General features: G+C 50.8%; 19 protein-coding genes. 15 read left to right on the plus strand and 4 right to left on the minus strand.

All coding sequences use genetic code 11. The features are described from left to right. Window positions 1-898 precede the first annotated feature (898 nt). The 15 genes from ACLHZ1_RS09210 to ACLHZ1_RS09280 all read left to right on the plus strand — a co-directional run bounded on the left by ACLHZ1_RS09210 (window position 899) and on the right by ACLHZ1_RS09280 (window position 20476). Window positions 899-1273: a hypothetical protein gene (locus tag ACLHZ1_RS09210; protein WP_427261835.1), complete on the plus strand. Its 375-nt coding sequence runs from the start codon at window positions 899-901 to the stop codon at window positions 1271-1273. Between the two features lie 26 nt (window positions 1274-1299). After that, on the plus strand, window positions 1300-3069 hold the full coding sequence (locus ACLHZ1_RS09215) for a polysaccharide biosynthesis/export family protein (RefSeq protein WP_427261905.1): 1770 nt from the start codon (window positions 1300-1302) through the stop codon (window positions 3067-3069). 64 nt (window positions 3070-3133) lie between these two features. Then, window positions 3134-3934, plus strand: a complete 801-nt coding sequence (locus ACLHZ1_RS09220; RefSeq protein ID WP_427261836.1) for an ABC transporter permease — start codon at window positions 3134-3136, stop codon at window positions 3932-3934. A gap of 6 nt (window positions 3935-3940) precedes the next feature. Then, window positions 3941-4591, plus strand: coding sequence for an ABC transporter ATP-binding protein (locus tag ACLHZ1_RS09225; RefSeq protein ID WP_427261837.1), 651 nt, complete (start codon window positions 3941-3943; stop codon window positions 4589-4591). Window positions 4592-4606: 15 nt separating this feature from the next. Then, entirely contained in the window at window positions 4607-5809 is a 1203-nt protein-coding gene (locus ACLHZ1_RS09230) for a sugar transporter (protein WP_427261838.1), read from the plus strand. Window positions 5810-5882: 73 nt separating this feature from the next. Continuing rightward, window positions 5883-6878, plus strand: coding sequence for a KpsF/GutQ family sugar-phosphate isomerase (locus ACLHZ1_RS09235; protein ID WP_427261839.1), 996 nt, complete (start codon window positions 5883-5885; stop codon window positions 6876-6878). Between the two features lie 252 nt (window positions 6879-7130). After that, the gene (locus ACLHZ1_RS09240; RefSeq protein WP_427261840.1) at window positions 7131-10574 is read left to right on the plus strand and encodes an HAD family hydrolase; all 3444 of its coding nucleotides are present in this window, start codon (window positions 7131-7133) and stop codon (window positions 10572-10574) included. A 2-nt stretch (window positions 10575-10576) separates the two neighbouring features. Further along, entirely contained in the window at window positions 10577-12607 is a 2031-nt protein-coding gene (locus ACLHZ1_RS09245; protein WP_427261841.1) for a hypothetical protein, read from the plus strand. Between the two features lie 16 nt (window positions 12608-12623). After that, window positions 12624-13322, plus strand: a complete 699-nt coding sequence (locus tag ACLHZ1_RS09250) for a glycosyltransferase family 2 protein (protein WP_427261842.1) — start codon at window positions 12624-12626, stop codon at window positions 13320-13322. Continuing rightward, window positions 13322-13693 (plus strand): HAD-IIIC family phosphatase, encoded by a 372-nt coding sequence (locus tag ACLHZ1_RS09255; RefSeq protein ID WP_427261843.1) that lies wholly within the window; start codon window positions 13322-13324, stop codon window positions 13691-13693. The genes ACLHZ1_RS09250 and ACLHZ1_RS09255 overlap by 1 nt, the downstream gene beginning before the upstream one ends. Continuing rightward, window positions 13690-15255 carry a hypothetical protein gene (locus ACLHZ1_RS09260; protein WP_427261844.1) on the plus strand — a complete coding sequence of 522 codons (1566 nt, stop codon included), beginning with the start codon at window positions 13690-13692 and terminating at the stop codon, window positions 15253-15255. Before ACLHZ1_RS09255 ends, ACLHZ1_RS09260 begins: the two co-directional genes overlap by 4 nt. A gap of 120 nt (window positions 15256-15375) precedes the next feature. After that, complete coding sequence (kdsA, locus tag ACLHZ1_RS09265) at window positions 15376-16173, plus strand: 3-deoxy-8-phosphooctulonate synthase (RefSeq protein ID WP_427261845.1); 798 nt, start codon at window positions 15376-15378, stop codon at window positions 16171-16173. Window positions 16174-16270: 97 nt separating this feature from the next. After that, window positions 16271-17071, plus strand: coding sequence for a 3-deoxy-manno-octulosonate cytidylyltransferase (gene kdsB, locus ACLHZ1_RS09270; protein WP_427261846.1), 801 nt, complete (start codon window positions 16271-16273; stop codon window positions 17069-17071). 101 nt (window positions 17072-17172) lie between these two features. After that, complete coding sequence (locus ACLHZ1_RS09275) at window positions 17173-19155, plus strand: capsular polysaccharide biosynthesis protein (protein WP_427261847.1); 1983 nt, start codon at window positions 17173-17175, stop codon at window positions 19153-19155. 7 nt (window positions 19156-19162) lie between these two features. Continuing rightward, window positions 19163-20476: a capsule biosynthesis protein gene (locus tag ACLHZ1_RS09280; protein WP_427261848.1), complete on the plus strand. Its 1314-nt coding sequence runs from the start codon at window positions 19163-19165 to the stop codon at window positions 20474-20476. Between the two features lie 63 nt (window positions 20477-20539). Here ACLHZ1_RS09280 and ACLHZ1_RS09285 read toward each other — a convergent pair whose 3' ends face one another. The 4 genes from ACLHZ1_RS09285 to ACLHZ1_RS09300 all read right to left on the minus strand — a co-directional run bounded on the left by ACLHZ1_RS09285 (window position 20540) and on the right by ACLHZ1_RS09300 (window position 23880). Next, entirely contained in the window at window positions 20540-21232 is a 693-nt protein-coding gene (locus ACLHZ1_RS09285) for an ABC transporter permease (RefSeq protein WP_043130022.1), read from the minus strand. Window positions 21233-21325: 93 nt separating this feature from the next. Then, window positions 21326-22066, minus strand: a complete 741-nt coding sequence (locus ACLHZ1_RS09290) for an ABC transporter permease (RefSeq protein ID WP_427261849.1) — start codon at window positions 22064-22066, stop codon at window positions 21326-21328. A 204-nt stretch (window positions 22067-22270) separates the two neighbouring features. Beyond that, entirely contained in the window at window positions 22271-23044 is a 774-nt protein-coding gene (locus tag ACLHZ1_RS09295; protein WP_041206090.1) for an ABC transporter substrate-binding protein, read from the minus strand. A 65-nt stretch (window positions 23045-23109) separates the two neighbouring features. Continuing rightward, window positions 23110-23880, minus strand: coding sequence for an ABC transporter ATP-binding protein (locus ACLHZ1_RS09300; protein ID WP_005332890.1), 771 nt, complete (start codon window positions 23878-23880; stop codon window positions 23110-23112). Window positions 23881-23896 lie beyond the last annotated feature (16 nt).

The raw sequence follows: 23896 nt of genomic DNA on the forward strand, positions 1-23896 counted from the left end.
GCACACATCAGGCATAGTCAGTAGTCAGAGCGGTTGTCAACGTGACATGTAAAACTAAAAAATAATGTATTTTCAGCCAATTGAGCTACCAATAAAGATGCCAAACATCAAAAATCAGCATAATAGAAAGGTCAGTCTAAATAATAGCCAAAGCAAGATAACGCCCAGAAATGTAATGTATTTGTAAATTAGGCACCCGGCATGGTTAGAATGGCGAGAAGCACTACATAAGAGGTGTCTGAATTAACCATACCTTGTCCATAAACCTTCATGAAATTAACACATCACTATGAGGTGAAAAATTAATTACTTTAAAAACAATAAGTTGATGGTGATTACTGTGCACTGAAGTTCGTTATTATGTGTTGACTCAATCGCATCCAATAAGTAGGATGTTACGCAATTAAAAACAAAGCGTTGTGCTTGCCATTGGCGAGCACAGACAAGCATGGGATAATGGCCTGGATGACAGGCATTTTTGTTAAACAGTTCCGCTGTTAACCCCCTCTGTGTGCCTTGATTTTACTTTTCAATAAAAAATGTGCTTTTTTTGCACCGGAACAATGTCACTTCCGTGCGGTAGCTTTCCTCTTTTTTTACCTTTCGATGCATCGCATGACGACTAAGAGCTCACGGTAGGGCAAGCGTATAAATCTTTTCTGGGTCAATCTGGTCATTAAACAAACAACCTTCGCTCACCAAACGATCAAGTCAACCAGAGATAGGCCAGGAAAGCTTATATTTCGAGTGAATTGATTTATTTTTGTTCACACATGCGCCCGTCCAGGGTAGCAGACGCGCCCAATAATCCAGCGTCATTGTTGCAACAAACGCGACAACAGTGTTTGGTAACATTATATTTACATCCAGATTTTGATTCCATGGACAATATTGACACATGAACTATATACCCCGGTTTCTGGCAATATCGCTGGCAATCTCTATGAGTGGCTGCGCCTATGAGCCAAAGCAGGTCGAAGCCTCCCGTCCTCTCGTCAATCCATCATCGACCACACAGCTGCAAGCCATGCCAGCAAACCTGCAACAGGCTCTCGATACTCAGCCGCAAGGGGCTGCCCTCAGCACCAACAGCACCACTTTTACCCTGGGGCAACGCTATGTTTCAGCCTTGGGACGTGAGTGCGTAGAACTGTTGTTTGATAGCAGTCAAAGCCACTCACAGAGACGAACCACCTGCAAGCTCGATGAACAGTGGTATCTGGTACCCCAATTGGAACAGGCCTCTATCAGCAACCTTCTTGCTGAGCAATAAACTCGAAGGTATATGTTTTGAAGAAAATGAACGTTCGTCAGCTGGGTGCCCTCCTGTTTCTCATCGGCGCCTCCTGCACCACCATGGCGGCCAGCGCACCTGACCAAGCCCAATCGAATGGGTCATCATTTGGCTATAACCTGTCAGGCAATGGTGGTGGCAACAACCGGCCCCAGTTGGGTGGCCAATCCTCCTTGAGTGGTCAAGCCAACACCAGTTCCACCACCGGCAGCTTTACCCAGCAGAATCGTCAGGGCATGTTGCTGCCAGGCGAATCAGATGTGCGGAAATTGCTGCCACAAGCCGAGGCTGGACTCCCTCCCCCCTACGGCGCCAATCTGTTTGCCGGTGGCTATGAAACCGAACGCAGTGATGGCTTGAACGACAATTATCTGATAGCGCCCGGAGACAAGCTGAATATCTGGATCTGGGGTGCGGTCAATTTCTCCAATGTGGTAACGGTCGACAATCAGGGTAATATTTTCATCCCCGATGTGGGCCCGATCAATGTCAAGAATGTCCCTGCCAGCCAGATAAACAATTTGGTGACCAGCAAGATTGGTGACGTATTTACCAACAACGTCAACATTTACGTCAACCTGCTGACGACAACCCCGGTGAGTGTATTCGTGACGGGGCCGGTGATCCGCCCAGGCCAATATGCCGGACAATCGTCTGACAGCGTGCTCTATTTCCTCAAGCGGGCGGGTGGCATCGATTCAGAGCGTGGCAGCTATCGCAAAATCAAAGTCTTGCGCCAAAACCAGCTCATCCAGCAGATAGACCTGTACGAATTTATCCAGAAAGGCAGAATGCCGAAGATGTCCCTGAAAGATCAAGATGTCATCTTGGTGGAACCCCAGGGGCCGATGATCAATGTGGCAGGCAAGGTTAGAAATCCGTTCCGCTTCGAGTTGAAGCAGCGCAATACGCTGGGTTCGGAGCTGGTCAACTATGCCCTCCCCCTCGCCAAGGTGAGCCATGTCGGTGTTATCGGTGACCGCTCAAATGGTCCCTTCTCTATCTATCTGCCTTACAAGGATTTTGCCCGAGTCCAGCTCAAGGATGGGGACAAGGTGTTGTTCAACGATGACATGCATGCGCAGGTTTACGATGTGCAGGTCAGTGGCAGTTACATGGGGCCCTCTTATTTCACCGTCCGCAAAGAAACCAAGCTGCACGATCTGCTCAATCATATTCCGATTAACCCAGAGCTGGCCGATTACCAATCCATCTATCTGATGCGAAAGAGTGTGGCCATCAGGCAGAAAGAGATGCTGGATGAGTCGCTCAACCGGCTGGAGCGCAGCGTATTCACAGCGCCAGCCAGTTCGGATGGTGAGGCGACCATCCGAGCCAAAGAGGCAGAGTTGGTCATGCAGTTTGTGGACAAGGCACGCAAAATTCAGCCTCTGGGCAAGGTCGTAGTCACAGACAAGGGTATCATCGCCAACATTCAGCTGGAGCAAGGCGACCAGATAGTGATCCCGAACAAGACTGACCTTATCCAGGTGGGCGGTGAGGTGCTGATGCCACAAGCCGTGGTTTACAACGCCAATGCCAACCTCGATGACTATGTTGCCTGGGCCGGTGGGTTTACCGAACGAGCCAATGACCAGCGCATCGCCGTGGTCCATGCCAACGGATTAGTGGAGTTCAAGGATCAAGGGAGTGTTCAGCCTGGGGATCAGATCATGGTGTTGCCCAAGGTTGACAGCAAAACCATGCAGTCTGTCAAAGACATCACCCAAATCATCTATCAGATCGCCGTGGCGGCGAACGTAGCCATCAACTAAACCGCCCACACCGAACAATGCAGGCTCGACCCTCGGCGAGCCTGCCATACGGTAAAACGACGCCATGCATAAACCCATTCTCAATCAAATACCTAGAACGCCTTTACAGGTACTGCGTGATGTGACGTTTGGTTTGCTTATCCGTGAACTAAAGACCCGTTTTGGCAGTTACCGGCTGGGCTACGCCTGGGCCTTGATCGATCCTTTACTAATGATTAGCGCCTTCAGCCTGATTTTCGGGTTACGTGGCCACAGCGGTTTCGGGGGGGCGCCGGCCCCACTTTTTATAACCGCCGGCTATTTACCATTTCTCTTTTTTAAGAATGTCGTGAGCAAGCTGCAGTCCGCAGTCGGTGCCAATATGGGATTATTTTGCTACCGGCAGGTAACTCCTTTCGCGACCTTTATTGCCCGCTTTATGCTCGAAATGATGGTTGGCATGATCGTAGGCATCATCCTGATATTGGGACTGCTCTGGTTTGGTTTCGATGCCATACCCGCCGACCCTTTGCAGGTGATCCTCGGTTATTTCCTGCTGATGATCTTCTCATTTTCTCTCGGTATCATCTTCTGTGTTCTCTGCAACCTGTTTCAGGAGGCAAGCAAATTTCTCGACCTACTAATGATGCCATTGATGTTTATCTCTTGTGTGATGTTTCCGCTGATAAGCATCCCCCCCCAGTATCAGCACTGGTTTTTATGGAATCCGCTGGTACATGCCTTGGAGCTTATCCGAAGTGGCTGGATCGCTGGCTATAACAGCCCCAGTGTGAGCTGGGCATTTCTCTTTGGCGTAACACTGTTGTTACTGACTTTTGCCATGAGCTGCTATCGCCTGAGCCATCGCCGACTGATCGCGAGTTAAAACAACATGATCATTCTCGACAATGTATCCAAGTACTACCCCACCAAGTTTGGCCGCAACTATGTGCTGCGCGATGTGAGCATCGATCTGCCACGGGATCGCAATATCGGTATTCTGGGGGTCAACGGAGCAGGCAAATCCACCCTGCTTCGTCTGCTGGGTGGCATGGATACCCCAAGCAAGGGCAAGGTGACGCGTCATTGTCGCGTCTCCTGGCCGCTGGCCCTTGGCGGTGGCTTTCAAGGGAGTATGACCGGGCGGGAGAATACCCGCTTCGTCTGCCGTATTCACGGGGTGCGCGATACTCAGGAAGTCGAGGAGTGGGTCAAGGAGTTCTCCGAGATAGGTCAGCATTTTGAACTGCCCATAAAAGCCTACTCTAGCGGCATGAGGTCCAAATTTTCCTTTGCCGTCAGCATGGCCTTCGATTTCGATATCTATCTGACCGATGAAATCACCTCGGTGGGGGATGCCCGCTTCAAACAAAAGTGCATCGATACCTTTAATCAGAAGCGCGAGACCGCCAGCCTTATCATGGTCTCCCACGATATGAAAAATCTGCGACAACAGTGCGATATGGGTATTTTACTACGCAACGGCACCCTGGAAATCTTCGACGATATCGACAATGCCATCCGCATTTATCAGAATCTCTAACAAGCTGCACCCAATATGACCCAACCTATCCGTTCCGAAAGACCATCCCCCCTGGTACGCAAACTGCGCAAGCTCGGCAACGAGCCAAAACGTTTCTTTATCGACTCCAGTGGTTTTCAAATTGCCCACCGATCCTGGCAACAAAGCCTAAAACTTGGCAGCTTCCTCTGGGTATTGGCCTGCTTCGCCATCGCTGCCATCTATCTGGGTATCATCGCCTCAGACCGTTATGTGAGCCGGTCGGAGATCATCATCAAGCAGGCTGATCAGATTAAAATGTTGCCCGACGCCCTGTCGATGCTGGGAATAGGTGGCAGCAATCATCAGGATGTATTACTGGTGCAGGACTATCTGAAATCCTGGGATCTGCTCGCCAAGCTCGACAAGGAGCTTGGCCTCAAGTCCCATTACCAGAGTGACAAGGCCGACTACTTCTCACGCCTGCCAAAGGATGTCAGCCGAGAAGACTTCATCGAATATTACCGTGAGCACCTGACACTGCGACTGGATGAACTGTCGGGCGTGCTCACCATAGAGTTGCAGGCGTTTGAGCCAGAATATGGCCAGCGAGTCGTAGGTCTGATGCTGAAAGAGTCCGAACGCTTTATCAACAAACTGGGGCACCAGGTCGCGCTGGATCAGCTGGCTTTTGTCGAGAAAGAGGTCGATCGCGCCTACCAACGGTTGCAGGACGAAAAGGCCAAGGTACTGGCGTTTCAAAACAGCCACCAGCTCATCAGCCCGGAATCCACCAGCAGCGCCCGTCTCGGGGTCGTCAGCCAGATCGAGGCCGAACTGGTGAACCAGCAGGCGCAGCTCAAACAACTGCGCAGCTATATGAGAGAGAACGCCCCCGCGGTCATCTCGGTGCAGAGTCGGGTCGATGCCTTGACCCGGCAACTGGAGCAGGAACGTGCCAAGCTCACTGGCTTGGACAAGGATGCCATGAACGAGATCAACGCCGGTTACATGGATGTGCAAACCCAGGCCACTCTGGCAGCAGATCTCTACAAGACGGGACTCATCAGTCTGGAGCAGACCAGGGTGGAGGCATACCGCAAGCTCAAACACCTGCTGGTTATCAGTCAACCAAGCCTTGCCCAGGATGCGGAATACCCTCGCCGCCTCTATAACCTGGCCACCGTCGGCGTACTGCTGCTCCTCTTCTATGGGCTGGTTGTGATGGGCCTCGCTACCTTGCGTGAGCATCAGGACTAACAGGCCGTTGAGATCTGATTCTTCGATATAAGACTTGCAATTAACAAAAATAAACACGGGTAAATAAGAGACTATGAAAAACCAACATACTGTTGATATCCGCAGCTTTTATGATCAAGTGCCATTTAATGGGGATGTTATCGAGAGCATAAAGCAAACATTCAAACAGCAAGGGGATACGCTGCTGACGTTAGCAGCAGAATTTAACAAAGCGCAATACAAGCTGGCTCTCTCATTGATGTTCCAATCCAAGGGGCACGTCATTATTTGCGGTATGGGTAAGTCCGGTCATGTTGGTCGAAAAATATCCGCCACCTTGGCCTCCACCGGCACACCCAGTTTCTTTGTGCATCCAGCAGAAGCCTTTCACGGCGATCTGGGGATGATTACCCGAGATGACGTTGTCATATTAATCTCTAACAGCGGCGAGACCGATGAAGTTTTAAAATTGATCCCCTCTCTTAAAAACTTCGATAACCGCATTATCGCCATCACAGGTGGTATACAATCCACGCTCGCTAAAAATGCAGATGCAGTGCTGGAGATCAGAATGCAGAGTGAATCCTGTCCCAATAATCTTGCCCCGACCACATCTACTACGCTGACTATGGCAATCGGTGATGCCCTTGCTTCAGCCTTGATGAACAAGCGCCATTTTATGCCTAATGACTTTGCCAAGTTTCATCCTGGTGGCAGTCTAGGCCGTCGTTTATTGACTCGCCTTAAAGATATCATGAGTACCAAGTTGACCAAGGTGACTCCTGAGGCGGCTCTCAAAGAGGTCATCGTTGGAATGACCAAAGATCAACATGGCATCGCCTTGGTCATGGAACAAAAGACATTGATTGGTGTGATTACTGATGGAGATCTGCGTCGTGCGATGCTGCGCCATGATTTCGATTTCAATACTTTTAAGGCCAAAGATATTATGAGTCTGAATCCCATCACGGCGACTCATAACTCCATGTTAAGTGATGCCGAAGAGTTGATGCGCGAACGTCAAGTTAAACAGCTGCTGGTTGTAGATGATACAAATGCCCCTGTCGGAATAATTGATTTCTTCAATTAAAAATCCGAGTGATATATCGTCATATTGAGTCCAATATTGTTGCCAATACATAGCGACAAACAGTATTTAATATGCACACATACATATCACAAGTCACAAGTCACAAGTCACAAGTCACAAGTCACAAGTCACAAGTCACAAGTCACAAGTCACAAGTCACAAGTCACAAGTCACAAGTCACCATCCATTAAATTCGCTAATGGATGATGCTGAAGCATATTTTTATATTATTTTAAACTTTTTGGATAGAGCATGAATTATTTGTTTTTTTTAGAACCATCAATTGAACTTGGTAACCCTGAATTTCGTTTTGCTACACTAAGAAGTTCCCTTGTTCACCAGATAAAAGCATTACGTTCCGGCGGCGCACAAACGCATCTTATCGCTGGTGAAGCCGTGGCCAATCGAGCCATGCAGGATGATCTTCTGGAAGATTTGCATTCCGTTTCTACTATTGACCATTTTGAGTGGACCAAAGGAGAAAACTCGTTTGAACGCTCAATACGTCATCAATCTAATGACTATAAAGATGGAGAGATAGAACGGCTGCGGGGAATTATTTTTGCTCAACTCCCCGATGGTTTCCTACCAAATGTTATTATCGTTTGGGAATCACCAACCTATTACCTAGAGAAGATTTTCCCGGATGCAAAGATTATCTACCAGATGCCCGGTTTCTTCTCGCGAGCCCCCTTCCCTGAAATGATAAAATTTGACGTGGGATTGTTGGACAAGGCAACAGAATCTGAACTTTCCGCGCCAAAAAAATCCTATATCGATGCAACATTAGAAAATCTACGCTTACAAGATAAGAACTTCTTCCACTCCCTAAATCTGGTGGAACCGCATGTGAATGGATACAGGCAAAAGTTCCAAGCCCTTGTATTACTGCCACTGCAAATCGATCAATATTTTATGGTTGATTACTTGTTACAACGAAAGAGTCAGTTTGACATTGTTCTGGATCTACTGCAACGAACACCACCCAATATAGGTGTGTTAGTAACAAATTACTGGTCTGGTCGTCTAAAAAGCTCGGTATTGAGCGAAGAAAATGTTCGTTATCTGCGCAGCAAATTTGATAATTTCATTTATATTGAAAAGTTCAATGCTATTCCATCGGTATCTCAGTTGCTATTACCAATTATCGATGGTGTGTATACTATTTCCTCTTCTGTCGGATATCAGGCAGCATATTGGGGTAAACCGGTATTTTCTATCGGTTCTAGTCATATAAGTAAGTACAACACGGCCGAAAGTCTTGACATTTTCATTCAGCAAGTAGAAAAGAATGAAACTGTCTATCAAGATGATCTTATTAAGCGCGATATCCTCGGCGCTAACTATCCGATGGAATGGATAAAAACTAAGCCACAACATTTTGCTGCTTGGCTAACTGCGTTTGCAAACCCTGCACAATCTGAATGGTGGACCTCCGAAGAAGCCTTTTTACAAGATTTTTCCTCCATGCGTAGAGAGCAAGCGTATCTTAAAAACTCCGGTTTTGCGAAGAGCATCACCGATGCGCATACTCTCACTCACTGCGCAAACTTGTCAGAACAGATTCGCAAACATGACATCGTGTCATTCGATATCTTCGACACCTTGCTCTTTAGACCATTCAAGCGTCCCTCCGATATGTTCGATTTCATGTCGGACGATGCTGCTCATTTAATAGGCAGGCACCATATCCAGTTCAAGGATATTCGTCGTCAAAGTGAGAAACTGGCTTTCGAAGCGGCGATTGCCCGTGGTGAGGGTGAGACGCATATCGACGAAATCTATGAGCATTTTCAAGTGTTAACAGGCTGCACTCCTGCTCAGACTGAAAAAGTCAAGGCACTTGAAATGCAGCTGGAATATGATCTGCTCTATGTACGCGAGAGCGCCAAGACAGCCTTTAACTTGGCAATTAGTCTTGGAAAACGCGTCATCATCATTTCCGATATGTACCTGCCCCAAGACTTTCTGGAAAAAATCCTACACAAGAATGGTTATCAAGGTTACGAGAGAATTTTTGTTTCCAGTACCGCAAAGCAGAAGAAGCATAGCGGCAGGTTGTTCGATCATGTATTGGCAGAATTGAATGTACCGGCTCAATCGATTCTGCATGTTGGAGATAACCTGCAAGCTGATGTGGTAAAAGCAAAGGATCGGGGCATTAAACCTTTCCACTTGGTCAAGGCATCGGAGGTGTTTGAGCAATCCGATGCCTACACGTCGCTCTGGACCCGGGATGAAGAGCGACACAGTCTGGATGCTGAGATGCTGCTCTCTTTGGTAGGCAATACATTGCAAGACAACCCCTATCTGCCAAGCCGGCGCGGCACGCTGTTTAGCGGTGACGCCTGGCGTTTGGGTTACTATGGCTTTGGCACTTTCCTACTTGGCTACGCTAAATGGATATTGGAACAATCTATTCGTGACAAGATGGATCGCTTGTACTTCTTGTCGCGCGATGGCCTGATCATGAAAAAGGCCTATGATCTGCTGGCCAAGAATTATCCGAATGCACCAAAGAGCCACTATTTGCTCTGCTCGCGCCGGGCGGTCAATTTGTCCAAGATCAGGGATGAATCTGGCATCATTGACCTGCTCAACGTCGATTATGCACAGACATCGATCGCTCATTTGCTCAATGCCCGTTTCGGGTTGAAAGAGAGTGATATCGATCCTGCCGTGCTCAAGCTGTATGGATTTGCCAGCGACTCCCGCATTAATGCCAAGCATCGTGCCGTGCTTAAAGAGATCTTGTTGGCACATCAGAGCAAGATCTTCGCAGTTGCCGAACGTGAACGAAATCACTATCTGCAATACCTGCAAGAAGAGGGGGTACTCGACAACGGTAATATCGCCATCGTCGATATTGGTTATGCCGGTACTATGCAAGAGTCTCTCTACGAATTGACGGGGCGTCAAAAAGAGATTCAGGGTTACTACCTGATGACGTTCCGCCAAGCGATACAGCGTATCGAAAAGAACGGTCTGTCTGCCAAGGGTTATCTGGCGAATTTTGTCGATCGTCACGATACTTACCACCCGTTCTGCAAATTTGTTCCATTATATGAGACGCTGTTCTCCAATACCGAAACCAGCTTTATAAAGATGGAAAAAGACTGGAATGGTGTAATGCGCCCGATGCATATGAGTCGCTTCCCACAAGAGGAGATCCGCGAAACTGTTGTTACACGCATTCACGCTGGAGCCTTGCAGTTTATTGAGACATGCTCAACAGTGATGGGTTCCTGGATTTATAAGCTGGATATCGAACCCAATAAATCGATGCGAGCGCTTGATAAATACTTCTCAGCACCACATCCGGTAGATGCCAAGATAATGTGTGGCGTTGTATTTGAAGATGCATATGGTGGTGCCGGGTTAAAAATAATTTTGCCAAAACTCAATGAACTGAATAGGGGCTGTGTATGGCAAATTGGTCGCGATGCTCTCAGTAGCGCCTCTGCCAAAACTAATCCCGCCAAGGGAAATGGCAAAGTAGCGACCATTGATGACCTCGTGAGTGCTCATGCTCCGAATGGATTTAAAAGAAAGATGATATCATTCATCATTGCGAAGACTGTCTCCCAGAAAAAATATAGTAAATTCATTCGCAGCCCGAGAGACTTCTTTGACGATTCACAAAGTGCCGTTGTCAGAAGAATGGGTAAAGCTTATTTTTCAAGGGAGAGTAAATAAATATGGCTTTTTCTGCTTTACAACGAATGAAAGGCACTGTGAGTGAGTGTTCTTTTGAAAAGATAAGTGAAATTTATTTTGAATTTTTTGATAAGCAATTGGCTGCACCTGAAATACAGAGTGCATTGCAAGAATCTATCTCAGATAGTCATGCACGCCTAGCAATATCACTGCTGATGATTGATCAAGGCTTAGGAGGTGTTCGGCCATATTTAACCGTTCACGATGAACTTCAATCAAAGGGATATGGCGAAGTTTCTTTGGATTTTTTATATAAAATTCAAAAAAAATCCCCTTGGCATCCTTTAGTCATCGGTCGCATGATTAACAGATTGCATTTATCTAAACACTTTCCTGAGATAATTTCATTACTGGATTATCTACCGGCTAAACGACGAGAAGAAATTCTAAACGTCAATGGTGTAAGAAAAGTCATCATTGATATAAGCAAATTTCTTCTGTGCGATACACTGCTGTTAAAATTTGGCGGATTTAGTGAGGAAATAAAGTGGATTTCTGATAAAAAAACTGATGTGGCACATCAGTCTCTGCAAGATGTTTCATTATTGATTGCTGAGGAAAAATATGACGCGGCCCAAAACTTAATATCTTATTTATACTCTTTAGGAATACGGACATCTGAGTTTTTCAATCTTGCCATCTTACCGATGAAAAACGAACTAGATATTAACTCACGAGTGTTATTCTTTAGAATTGAAGCCGAGAAGCATTGTACTGATGCCAAATTTTCTGAGCTCGCAGCAAAAAGTTATCTTAATATTGGAGAGATCGAGAGGGCTTTTGATGTGCTCAGACGAGCAATTATCAAGCGCTGCTACAATGAGCAAATTGTTTATTTACTCACCAGAGTGATGGTCTTATTAGGCAAACCATTGAATGACCTGTTATTGACGGGATTCTTTGGGATGCCTGATTATGCTAGGGTATCTTCCTTTGTTGAGAAGTCCTCATTCAACTTTAGCATAAATAGCGGACAATTTGTTGAGTCAGAATTTCTTACAAACGGATTATATAATCGTCATAGCGAATTTTTGAGCAAGCCCGTTTCGTCCCCGATGGTAACTCGGTCTCATAGCAAAAACCGTGTTGCTATCTGCCTTTCCGGACAGATAAGAGGGCTAGATGATAACTATCAAAATATCCTTAGTGTCAAAAACTCAATTGAAAATTGCGATGTTTTTATTGATACCTGGAGTAAGGGACGACTAACATTTCCTAGATTCTCCCGAGTACAGCGCTATTTGGGGGATAGTTTGTGGGCGTTATTACCCGATATAGCAAAAATGCCTGACGGCTTCAGACGTCTGTTTCCGGAAGTTACTAGTCTCATTTCTAAACCGTTGGAACTAGACGTGACTGAGGAATATTTAAGGACATACTTTCCTGATGCAATTGTAAACATTGAATGTGAATCAGCGTTTGAAGAAAAGATAGAAGAATATGCCGGTTTACGCCATAGGGGGAATTTCAATCAAGCAAAGATGTTCTATAAGATTCATGCAGCCAATAGCCTAATAAAAAAAACAGCTCACTGCGATAACTATGATGTCGTCATTAGGTGGCGGCCAGACCTTGATATCTCCATCGACGATTTGCATTCATATATTGATGATGTATCTAGAGATAGAAATCTCATATACACCAGCTACGTTTCAGCAGTTGGCTATGGTGATCAGTTTGCTATTGGTTCTAGGGAAGCGATGGAGCTATATTCCTCACTATGGGAAAAAATTACCGATACTGGTAGATTAGCTTATAGCAATCTCTTTGATGAAGATGCGACTTATTTTGCCGCCGAGGCTCTCTTAGCAAATCACCTTTTATTAAATGGATTAAATATTAAAGTTGCCAAACCCAAAAGAAGCTACTTCACAACTTCGTTAGCTATCAATCTAGTTGACATTGAAGATGCATTAATAAACGACATTTCCCAAAATGGACTCCACGAGGAAATGAAGGCGTTTATGTCTCATTTCAACGCTTGCAGAAAAAACAACATTAGATTTAAATAAAATGATTCTTATCACTATGGCAGGGTTGAGCAGTCGCTTCGCCCGCGCCGGTTATGCATTACCTAAATATGCGCTGGATTTACACGGCCGCACCATGTTCGACTGGGCGATACATTCATTCGAACGCTATTTTGATAGCGAACACTTTCTGTTTGTAGTCCGCCCCGATGGTTTTGCCAAGGCTTTTGTTGCCGATGCGGTACAGAAATTGGGGATCTCCCGATACGATACGGTTGAACTGGAACACGATACGCGAGGGCAAGCCGAGACCGCTTATCTCGCCTTGCGCGAATACGCGAGTGACTTCCCGGTGACCATCTTCAATATCGATACCATCCGCTATGACTACCAAAAACCTGGTTTCCTCGATGCGTGCGATGGTTATCTGGAAGTCTTCAAGGGGGATGGTGAACACTGGTCTTTTGTCGAGCCAGGGGGTGATTTTTCGGTGGTTCGCACCACTGAAAAAGATCGTATTTCTGATCTTTGCAGCGATGGTTTGTATTACTTTAAAAGTCAACTGCAATTTAGACAAATTTTTGAACAAGCCCTGGCACTGAATGAACAGGTAAAAGGGGAATTCTATATTGCCCCGCTTTACAATCAATTAATCAGCACTGGTGGCGTGGTTAAATACGCGGTCATTGGCATGGAACAGATCGATTTTTGTGGAACGCCTGATGAGTATCAGACGCTACTAAAGAAGGCTGTATAATGAAACGAATTATAATGGATCTTGATGAAACCATTTGCTCCACCGTGAATGGTGATTACGCAAATTCGGTACCAAAACTTGATGTTATTGAGCGGATGCGCGAGTTCAAGGCATTGGGCTTCGAGATAGTGATCAGCACCAGCCGAAATATGAGAACTTATGCTGGTAATATCGGGAAAATCAATGCCAATACGCTGCCTGTGATCATCGGGTGGCTGACAAAGCATCAGGTTCCTTATGACGAAATTTACACGGGCAAGCCGTGGTGCGGCACCGAAGGTTTTTATGTCGATGATCGCGCCATCAGACCACAGGAATTTGTTGCCATGTCTGCCGAGGAAATAAAGATATTGCTCGGAGCCCATCAATGATCGTCATCAACTCTGCCGCCTATGTCGTACCCGAGTTCCGAACTGAGCTGGGTACCATCCCCCCCTGCCTCTTACCATTGGGCAACCAAAAGTTGGTGCAGCATCAGGTGGCTACCCTGCGCAAATTTTCTGGTTCACGTATCGTGGTGTCGCTGCCTGCAAGTTACGAACTGACATTAGATGATCGTAATCTATTGCAAATGCTTGATATCGAGGCAATTGCCGTGCCGGACGGGTTCACTCTCGCAGAGGCATTGACCTATATCCTTAATATCGCATCTGACGGAGAGGAAGCTGTACGACTCTTGCACGGCGATACACTCATATTGGATCTGCCCGATCAACTGGATGTCGTTTCGGTTGGACGTTCGCGCGGTGACTATGAATGGGAAGTGGAATCGCCGGGATCGGAAGAAGCGTCAGACGATCTGGTCTGGTCTGGCTATTTTTCTTTTTCTTCACAGCGTGAATTCTTGCGTGCTCTGGCCTTGAGCCGGGGGCATTTTGTAAAAGCAGTGCGTCATTATGGTACTGTCCTACCGCTGACATTGGCAAATTGCCAAGATTGGTTTGATCTTGGGCATGTCAATACCTATTTCTCTTCGCGCTCAAGAATTACTACGCAACGGTCATTTAATTCATTAAGGGTCAGTGAAGGTGTTCTTTATAAAACCGGCACACCTGCGGAAAAAATAGAAGCCGAAGAGCGCTGGTTCAAATCAGTACCTTTGGCGATCAAAAAATATACCCCTCACTTGCTGGATGCTGGTGTACTACCCGAAGGCGGACGTTTTTATGCGTTGGAATATCTACCGTATCTGCCATTGAATGAACTGTTTGTCCATGGCAGAAATCCTGTTTCTTATTGGATGCAGAAGTTTTCCTTGCTGAATAAGTTCTTCTCGGATGCCAGAGAAGTTTGTCAGTTGACCTGTATGGAAATGAGTAACATCTCCCATGATACTTATTCTCTGTATCGGGATAAGACTATTTCCAGGCTAGAACAGTATGCTAAGGAAACAGGGTTCTCTACCAACGCAGAAATTACATATCTGGATGAAAAACCATTATCGGTAGAACAGATTGCTGATGATTGTATAAAGCGCGTGCTGGCAATGCCCGTGATCCCGGCAGTTATGCACGGGGACATTTGCTTTAGCAACATTCTGTTTGATTCACGTTCCGAACGCCTGAAGGTGGTCGATCCTCGTGGAATCAATGTTAACGGTGATTTCTCTATTTACGGCGATCAGAAATATGACTTGGCAAAACTAACGCACTCAGTCATTGGTTTGTATGATTTTATCATAGCCGGTCGATACACGTTTGATATCGATGCTGATGGCTATGAAGTCATACATTTTGAAATTGATTCACGATTGTCGATGGTCCAAGAAGGCTTTATGAGCATACCATTTTTGGATAGTGTGACGATCAAGGATGTAATGCCACTGGTAGTGTTGCTGTTTTTATCGATGCTGCCTTTACATTCTGATCGACAAGACCGGCAAAAAGCTATGTTGTTAAATGCGGTTCGCTTATATAAACACTTTGTGCATTGATATGCTCACTGGCATAAACGTATCTTACTAATAGGATGGATGTTTTTAAATACACCATACTTTAAAAAAGATTATGCTTTTCATTGAAACTTACAATTATATTTATTGGTGTGACGCACTATGTTTTTAATCGCAGGTCCCTGTGTTATTGAATCCGAGCAACTGGTTATAGATGTTGCCGGTCGAATTAAAGAAATTACCGATAATCTAGGTATGGAATATATTTTCAAATCCAGCTTCGATAAAGCCAATCGCAGCTCTACCGGTAGCTTCCGTGGCCCGGGTATGGAACGTGGTCTGCAAATACTGCAGAAAGTCAAAGAGACCTATGGTTTGCGGGTACTCACCGACGTTCATGAAGACACCCCGGTTGAAGAGGTGGCGTCCGTGGTCGATGTATTGCAGACCCCGGCGTTTCTGGTTCGCCAGACCAACTTTATTCAGCGTGTTGCTCGTTGTGGCAAGCCGGTCAATATCAAGAAAGGGCAATTCCAGGCGCCCTGGGATATGGAGCAGGTCGTCAAGAAGTGTCATGAAGTGGGCAACCAGGATATCTGGTTGTGCGATCGTGGCACTTCATTTGGCTATAACACTCTGATCTCCGATATGCGCGGCCTGCCCATCATGCGCCGCACCGGCTGTAAAGTGGTGTTTGATGCGACCCACTCGGTGCAACAACCGGGTGGCCAAGGTGCCACCAGTGGTGGCCAGCGGGAATTTGTTCCTGTGTTGGCTCGGGCGGCTGTTGCGGTTGGTGTGGATGGCCTCTTTATGGAAACTCACCCGGAGCCAGCCAAGGCGTTGAGTGATGGCCCCAATATGCTGCCTCTTTCAGTGATGGAGGAGATGTTGACCGTGTTGGCAGAGATTGATCAGGTCACCCGTGCTCACCGTTTTCTGGAAGATTCTCTGATCTAAGTGTTTCGGCGCAGACATCTTTTCTCTTTCGTATAAAAAGGGGCAACTACGGGGGCTCCTTTTTCGTCTCTGCCCGCTCTGAGTTTATGGATTTTATATGTCGTACAAAATTGTAATCCCGGCCCGATATGGCTCAAGCCGCCTGCCAGGAAAGCCACTCGCTCTTATCAGCGGCCGCCCCATGGTGTGGCATGTTTGGCAACGCGCATTGGAAACTGGCATTTGTGCTGCTGATATCTGGGTTGCGACCGATGACCAGCGTATCTATGAGGTTGCTGTAGCTTTTGGCGCCAATGTGGTGATGACCGATATCAATCACAGTTGCGGCACAGACAGATTGGCCGAAGTCGCTGCTCGGCTAGGATGGGCTGACGATGAAATTGTGGTCAATGTGCAAGGCGATGAACCGCTGCTCCCCGCCCATCTTATCCAACTGGCAGCCGATACGCTGGCTGCGGATCAGGAAAGCGGTATCGCCACCCTGGCTTGCCCCATCGTGGATTTCGAGCAGGTCATGGCCCCGCAGTGCGTCAAAGTCGTGACGAATATAGTGGGCCAAGCGCTCTATTTTTCCCGAGCACCCATTCCGTGGGATCGTGACACATTCGCGCAATTACAGGCTAGTGGGAAATCCAGTAATAACGCTGCGGCCATAGCGCCGCACTGGTTACGGCATATTGGCCTGTACGCCTATCGGGTCAGTACCCTGACAGGCCTCAGCCATCTCCCCGCCTCCCCTTTGGAGCAGTTGGAATCCCTGGAGCAATTGCGTGCACTCTGGCATGGCATCAAGATCGCCGTTGCCCGTGTTGAGCAGGCGCCACCACACGGGGTTGATACGCAGGAAGATCTGGCCCGTATCCAGCGTCATTTCGAGTCTGAGGTTGTGTCGGCATAATGACGATTTGGGTCAGCACTAAAGGGGTTTATGCCCGCAAGCATCAGATTGCACCTCTGCTTGGTCAGGCGGTTGCTCGTTATACATCACAGTCACAATTGATGGCCGACGATCTGTTCGCTGGCTGGGGCCAAAAAGCCAATACCCGTCAGATTAAGCAGCAGGCACAGGAATTGGGTCTGCCTTATTGGCAGCTGGAAGATGGCTTTATCGGCTATATCGGCCATCCGGCCAAGGGCGGCAAGGCGGTGTCCCTTATCGCCGATCCGATCGGTATCTATTACGATGCCCGCCAGCCCAGCCAGCTTGAACAGTTGATCGCCACCCCCTGTGACGCCGCCATGCTGGCGCGAGCCGAGCGGCTTGTCCATGAACTGGTGCGCCTTGGGGTCACCAAATACAACTGCTATGCCGGGCGACCCACCTCTCTCTCTTCTTGTTCGGCGACCAGCCTGACGGCGAAGGATGTCGCCGGGCTGCCTGTGGCGCTGGCCCAGCGCCTGCTGCAAGATGGCAGGCCCAGAGTCTTACTGGTGGATCAGGTGGCCGGGGATCTCTCCATTCCCGGCGCCCTGGCCAGCGAGGCGGACTTTATCGCCATGGTGGAGGCGGCACGGCGCAATCACCCCGATGCCCGCCTAATGCTTCGCACCCACCCGGATACCCGCTTTGGCAAGAAGAGTGGCGTGCTGGCCAGATTGAAACTGAGGGATGTAGAGATCGTTGCCGACCATTGTCATCCCCATGCCCTGCTCAACCTGGTGGACGCCGTTTACACGGTGTCATCCCAGCTTGGCTTCGAGGCGCTGCTGCTCGGCAAATCGGTGTATTGCTTCGGCATGCCGTTTTATGCGGGTTGGGGCCTGACCCAGGACAACAAACCGTGTGAACGCCGCAACGTTCAGGTGTCACTGGCCCAACTGGTGGCGGCGGCGCTGATCTGCTATCCCCGCTATCTGGATCCCGTGCTTGGCCAACGCTGCGAGGTGGAAGAGGTGATCGCCATCATCGCCCGTCAGCAGAAGGCCGCTCCCCGCTGGCGCAGGCTCTATCTGGTGGGGTTCTCCTTGTGGAAGCGCGCCTTTATGCAGGCCTTCTGCCGGCCCCTGGCCGAGGAACTCTGCTTTGTGCGCAAGCCGCCAAAACGGCTGACCGGTGACGAGCAGGTGCTGGTGTGGGGCAGTCGTTACCCCGAGCTCACCTCGGCCATTCGGGTGGAAGATGGCTTTATCCGCTCCAAGGGGCTTGGCTCCAACCTGTGTCGCCCCTCTTCCCTGTCGCTGGATCCGGTCGGGATCTATTTCGACAGCCGCAGCCCCAGCGGGCTCGAGCAGTTGCTCAATTACCAGGAGCTGACCCGGTCACAGCTCGACCGGGGTGAGCAACTGCTCACCCTGCTGCGCGAAAACAAGGTGAGCAAATACAATGTCGGCGCCCCGGCGCACTTCACGCCCCCCGCCGATGGCCGTCCCCTGGTGCTGGTGGTGGGTCAGGTGGATGGGGATGCCTCCATCCTGACCGGCAGCCCGACCATTCGCAGCAACGAGCAGTTGCTGTGGGCGGTGCGCGCCGCCAAGCCAGAGGCCCACATCCTCTACAAACCCCACCCGGATGTGGTGGCGGGCAATCGGGCCGGGGCCATTTCTACGGCCTGCCTGGCGGAGTGCGTGGACAGCCAGGTGCTGGATATCGGCCTGACCAGCCTCTATCCCCACGTGGACGAGCTGCACACCATGACTTCCCTGAGCGGCTTCGAGGCGCTGGTGCAAGGGGTCAAGGTGACGACCTGGGGCCAGCCCTTCTACAGCGGCTGGGGGCTGACCACGGATGCCCATCCCCCGGCCAGGCGCCAGCGCTCGCTCCCCCTGGCGGCACTGGTCTATCTGACCCTGGTAGCCTATCCGCTCTATATCGATTGGCAGAGCGGACTCTGGATAAGTCCGGAGCAGTTGATCCGCCAACTGGCCGCACAAGGCCAATCATCTACCCGCAAGTCGAGCCGCTGGCAACGCTGGCAAGTCAAGCTGAGTTATCTGGTGCAGACCCTGCTGCAACGCCCCTCCCTTCCCCAGTTGATGAGATAAGTCGTACATGAAGATTTTGCTGCTGCAAGGACCGCTGGGCCCCTTCTTTCAGACCCTCAGCCAGGCGCTTTCCGACGCCGGCCACGAGGTCTACAAGATCCATTTCAACGGGGGGGATGAGTGCTGGCGCTGCGTGGGCCATAGCGAACGCTTCACCGGCAAGCCGGATACCTGGAACACCTTCTTTCGCCGCTTCATCAAGCGCCATGGCATCGACAGTCTCATCTGTTACGGTGATTGCCGTTACTACCATCAGCAGGCCATCCGTATCTGCAAGCTGAAAAAAATCCGTGTCTGGGCCATGGAGGAGGGCTATCTGCGTCCCGACTTCGTGACCCTGGAACAAGGGGGCGTCAATGCCTTCAGCCCGCTCTATGCCAAGCGTGATTCGCTGGTCGAGATGACATGGCCAGCGCCTTATGAGGCGCCGCTGAAGGTGGGCAAGACCTTCGCCCGCCGGGCCTGGTATGCCAGCCGCTACCACATCAACAAGAACCTGTTGCGCTGGCGCTACCCCCATTTCGTCAATCACAGGCCTTGGAGTCTCTATCAGGAGGCCAGGGGCTGGGTGGCTGGGGGCCTGGTGAAGTGGAAACACAGATGGAGCGACCACTCCCTGCTCAAGGCCCTGCCCCGGCACAAGGGGCATATCTTCTTCGTGCCGCTGCAGGTCACCGAAGACTTTCAGATCCGGGAGCATTCGGATTTGAGCGGGGTGGAAGAGATGGTTGCCCAGGTGATGAACTCCTTCGCCGAGCACGCCCGCCGCGAGGATGTGTTGCTGTTCAAGCACCACCCCATGGATCGGGGCTATGTCAGTTATCAATCCCAGATCAACCGGTTGGTGACACTGCTCGGGCTGGAAGGGCGGGTGTTCTATGGCTATGAGCTGCCACTGCCCACCCTCTATCCACTGCTCAAAGGGGTTATCACCATCAACAGCACGGTAGGCCTCTCCGCCCTGTTGCACCATGTGCCGACCTTCTGCATGGGGCGGGCCCTCTATGATCTGCCAGGTCTGACGACAAGAGGCTCCCTTGAGGGGTTTTGGCACAAACAAGATCCGGTTTGCAAAAAGACCTTCGAACGGATGCGCCAGTCATTGCTGCATCTGACCCAGCTCAATGCCAGCTTCTACCGTCATCTGGACATGGGTGCCATGGCCGTGGTGGAGAAGATCCAGCAGCACAATGTGCAGGCCCTCTCTGCCCAGAAGAGTCAACGCGCGGCAACACCTTCCGGCGTTGTCGGGGCCTTGGCCATCCTGAGTGCATTTTGCCTCCTGACCGAGGAGATGCTCACTCCGGTGACCATGCTCTAGCTCATGCCGAGCAAGAAAAAGCCCGCAACTGCGGGCTTTTTTGTCTCTGGTTTTTGTATCAGGTCAGACGCTGCGGGGACGCAGGTGCGCGTGCCAGCGGGCCTCCCACTTCTTGAACAGCCAGACGATGGCGAAGGTGAGCAGCATGTAGAGCAGGCCGGCGGTCAGGAACGCCTCGAACGGGCTGTAGTAGCGGGAGTTGATGATCCGCGCCGCACCGGTCAGGTCGACGATGGTGATGATGCCCGCCACCGCCGAGCCCTGCAGCATGAAGATCACCTCGTTGCTGTAGGCGGGCAGCGCACGGCGAAACGAGTTGGGCAGGATGATGCGGGTGAGGGTCTGCCAGCGGCTCATGCCAAACGCATTGGCCGCCTCGATCTGTCCCTTTGGCATGTTCAGCACGGCGCCGCGCACTATCTCGGCGGTGTAGGCACCGGTGTTGAGGGTAAACGCCAGCAGGGCGCAGAACCAGGCCTCGGAGAAGAGCGCCCAGGCGGGGCCGTTTTTCAGCCACTCCCACTGGGCGGCGCCGTAGTAGATGATGAACAGCTGCACCAGCAGCGGAGTGCCGCGGAAGAAATAGATATAGGCCCAGATCGGCCCCTTGATCAGCCAGTTGCGGCTGTTGCGCAGAATGCCCATGGGCACCGCCAGCATGAGGCCGAGCATGAGGGATACAGCCACCAGCCAGATGGTGGTGTAGAAACCCTCCCAATAGGTGGGCCACTCCGTGAGAATGATCGAGAAATCCATGGCTTACCTCATCTTGATCGTGATGTAGATACGCTCGTCACTGACACCGCGACGATCACAGTAAACGAACGACTGCATTGAATACGACATGGCTTACCTCGTCTTGATGGCGTAGTGACGCTCGGCCCACTTAAGCGCCGAGGTGGAGACTGCGGTGAAGATCAGGAAGATCAGCGCCACCGCCATGTAGAAGGTGAAGGGCTGCTGGGTCGAGCCCGCCGCCAGCGACGCCTTGCGCACCATGTCATCGAGCCCGATGATGGAGACCAGCGCCGTGGTTTTCAGCAGTACCAGCCAGTTGTTGCCAAACCCCGGCAGGGCGTGGCGCATCATCTGGGGGAAGAGGATCCGCACAAACACCTGGGTCGCCCGCATGCCAAAGGCGCGCGCCGCCTCGAGCTCCCCTTTGTCCACCGCCAGGATGGCGCCGCGGAAGGTCTCGGTCATGTAGGCGCCGAAGATGAAGCCGATGGTGGCGACCCCGGCCGCAAACGGGCTGATGTCGATGTAATCCGGCAGCAGGGAGACCCACTCCTGGCTCGGGTTGCTCTCCAGCAGGTAGTTGTTGTAGGCCTCGTTGACCCAGCTGCAGATCCCGTTGATCAGCACCTGGCCGCCGAAGAACAGCAGCATCATCAGCACCAGATCCGGGATGCCGCGAATGACGGTGGTGTAGGCGGTCGCGATGCCGCGCGCCCACTTGTAGGGGGAAAGCTTGGCCAGCGCACCCAGAATGCCCAGCAGCAGCGCCAGCAGCAGAGAGGCCAATGCCACCTCCAGGGTGACCCAGGCCCCCTCCAGCAGGGAGGTTTCGTATCCTTTCAAATCAAACATATGCGGCTCCATTGCAACGCATTGAGCGGGATCGCCCGTCCCAATATCCTTTCAAACCAAACACATGCAGCTCCATTGCAACTAAGCGGGCCCATCGCTCCCTTGCGAGAGACAACGGGCCCGGTGACTACAGACGAGGGTCAACCTGTCGTGATGATTCGCCGCAATCCCTTCGGCGGCTACCCGGGGTAGCGCGCCTCGGGGTTACTCGCCGTACACGTCGAAATCAAAGTACTTGTCGTTGATTTCCTTGTACTTGCCGTTGGCGCGCAGGGCCAGGATGGCGGCATTGAATTTCTCTTTCAGATCCTTGTCTGCCTTGCGTACCGCGATGCCGGCACCCTCGCCAAACCACTTGGGATCGGTCAGTTTCGGGCCGACGAACTCGTAGGCATCGCCACCCTCTTTCTTCAGCAGGCCATCGCTGATGGCGGCGGAGTCGGCCATCACGTAGTCAACCCGGCCGGATTTCAGATCGAGATAGGCTTCGTCTGCGGTGCCGTAGCGCTTGATGGTGGCGTTGGGGAAGTTGTCGGTGATGTAGGTGTCCATGGAGGTGGCGCGCTGCACGGCAATGGTCTTGCCATCCATGAAGGCCTTGTCGAGCTGCACGTCAGTGCCTTTCTTGGCGGCGAAGCGGGCCGGAATGTGCTGGTACTTCTGGGTGAAGTCCACCTTCTTCTTGCGCTCTTCGGTGATGTCCATGGTGGCGATGATGGCGTCATACTTGCGCGACAACAGCGCCGGAATGATGCCGTCCCAGTCCTGCTTGACCAGGGTGCACTTCACCTTCATCTCTTCGCACAGGGCGTTGGCGATGTCGATGTCGAAGCCTTTCACCTCGCCGCTCGGTTCGGTCCAGGAGAAGGGAGGATAGGCACCTTCCACCCCGATCCGCACCTCTTTCCACTCCTTGGCCATCAGGCTACCGGAACACAGGGCCGTCATCACGGCAGTCGCCAGCATCAGCTTGTTCATGTATCTCTCCTTGATAAACACGTCGATCATTGAAAACGCAGATTGTTGAAAATACAGCCCGTCCATCAATAGATGGAAGAGATGAATTGCTTGAATCGCTCCGACTTGGGATGGGCGAAGATCTCCTTGGGATTGCCCTCCTCCTCCACCCGCCCCTGATGCAGGAACATGACCTTGTTGGAGACGTCACGGGCAAACGACATCTCGTGGGTGACCACCAGCATGGTGCGCCCCTCCTCGGCCAGCTCGCGCATCAGGCCAAGCACCTCCCCCACCAGTTCGGGATCGAGCGCCGAGGTGGGTTCATCGAACAGCATCACCTCGGGATCCACCGCCAGCGCCCGGGCAATGGCCGCCCGCTGCTGCTGGCCGCCGGACAGATGACCGGGGTAGTAGTCGCGCCGCTCCCACAGACCCACACGGTTGAGCAGCAGCTCCGCCTTGGCGATGGCCTCGGCACGGGGTACCTTGAGCACCTGGATGGGCACCTCGATGATGTTCTGCATGATGGTCATGTGCGACCAGAGGTTGAAGCTCTGGAACACCATGGCCAGACGGCTGCGGATCCGCTCCACCTGACGCATGTCCTCAGGCAGGCGCTCACCGGCCCGATTGCTTTTCATGCGGATCAGTTCGCCATGGAGGGAAACCGTGCCGGAAGAGGGGGTTTCCAGCAGATTGATACAGCGTAGAAAGGTCGACTTCCCCGAACCCGAGGAGCCGATCAGGGAGATCACATCCCCCTTGTGGGCCGTCATATCGATGCCCTTGAGCACTTCGTGGGTGCCAAAATACTTGTGCAGTTCACGAACTTCCAGTGCGGCAACGTCGCTCATCCATTACAACCTTGTC

The organism is Aeromonas sobria, assembly GCF_050266975.1.
Classification (GTDB): Bacteria; Pseudomonadota; Gammaproteobacteria; order Enterobacterales; family Aeromonadaceae; genus Aeromonas; species Aeromonas sobria_B.

Excerpts from the sequence above, each read along its gene's own strand:
- ACLHZ1_RS09295 (WP_041206090.1), bottom strand. The coding sequence starts at position 23,044 with ATGAACAAGCTGATGCTGGCGACTGCCGTGATGACGGCCCTGTGTTCC.
- ACLHZ1_RS09260 (WP_427261844.1), top strand. The coding sequence starts at position 13,690 with ATGATCGTCATCAACTCTGCCGCCTATGTCGTACCCGAGTTCCGAACT.
- ACLHZ1_RS09280 (WP_427261848.1), top strand. The coding sequence starts at position 19,163 with ATGAAGATTTTGCTGCTGCAAGGACCGCTGGGCCCCTTCTTTCAGACC.
- ACLHZ1_RS09245 (WP_427261841.1), top strand. The coding sequence starts at position 10,577 with ATGGCTTTTTCTGCTTTACAACGAATGAAAGGCACTGTGAGTGAGTGT.
- ACLHZ1_RS09235 (WP_427261839.1), top strand. The coding sequence starts at position 5,883 with ATGAAAAACCAACATACTGTTGATATCCGCAGCTTTTATGATCAAGTG.
- ACLHZ1_RS09240 (WP_427261840.1), top strand. The coding sequence starts at position 7,131 with ATGAATTATTTGTTTTTTTTAGAACCATCAATTGAACTTGGTAACCCT.
- ACLHZ1_RS09215 (WP_427261905.1), top strand. The coding sequence starts at position 1,300 with ATGAACGTTCGTCAGCTGGGTGCCCTCCTGTTTCTCATCGGCGCCTCC.
- ACLHZ1_RS09220 (WP_427261836.1), top strand. The coding sequence starts at position 3,134 with ATGCATAAACCCATTCTCAATCAAATACCTAGAACGCCTTTACAGGTA.
- kdsA (WP_427261845.1), top strand. The coding sequence starts at position 15,376 with ATGTTTTTAATCGCAGGTCCCTGTGTTATTGAATCCGAGCAACTGGTT.
- ACLHZ1_RS09210 (WP_427261835.1), top strand. The coding sequence starts at position 899 with ATGAACTATATACCCCGGTTTCTGGCAATATCGCTGGCAATCTCTATG.
- ACLHZ1_RS09255 (WP_427261843.1), top strand. The coding sequence starts at position 13,322 with ATGAAACGAATTATAATGGATCTTGATGAAACCATTTGCTCCACCGTG.
- ACLHZ1_RS09230 (WP_427261838.1), top strand. The coding sequence starts at position 4,607 with ATGACCCAACCTATCCGTTCCGAAAGACCATCCCCCCTGGTACGCAAA.
- ACLHZ1_RS09250 (WP_427261842.1), top strand. The coding sequence starts at position 12,624 with ATGGCAGGGTTGAGCAGTCGCTTCGCCCGCGCCGGTTATGCATTACCT.
- ACLHZ1_RS09290 (WP_427261849.1), bottom strand. The coding sequence starts at position 22,066 with ATGTTTGATTTGAAAGGATACGAAACCTCCCTGCTGGAGGGGGCCTGG.
- ACLHZ1_RS09225 (WP_427261837.1), top strand. The coding sequence starts at position 3,941 with ATGATCATTCTCGACAATGTATCCAAGTACTACCCCACCAAGTTTGGC.
- ACLHZ1_RS09285 (WP_043130022.1), bottom strand. The coding sequence starts at position 21,232 with ATGGATTTCTCGATCATTCTCACGGAGTGGCCCACCTATTGGGAGGGT.
- ACLHZ1_RS09275 (WP_427261847.1), top strand. The coding sequence starts at position 17,173 with ATGGCCGACGATCTGTTCGCTGGCTGGGGCCAAAAAGCCAATACCCGT.
- kdsB (WP_427261846.1), top strand. The coding sequence starts at position 16,271 with ATGTCGTACAAAATTGTAATCCCGGCCCGATATGGCTCAAGCCGCCTG.
- ACLHZ1_RS09300 (WP_005332890.1), bottom strand. The coding sequence starts at position 23,880 with ATGAGCGACGTTGCCGCACTGGAAGTTCGTGAACTGCACAAGTATTTT.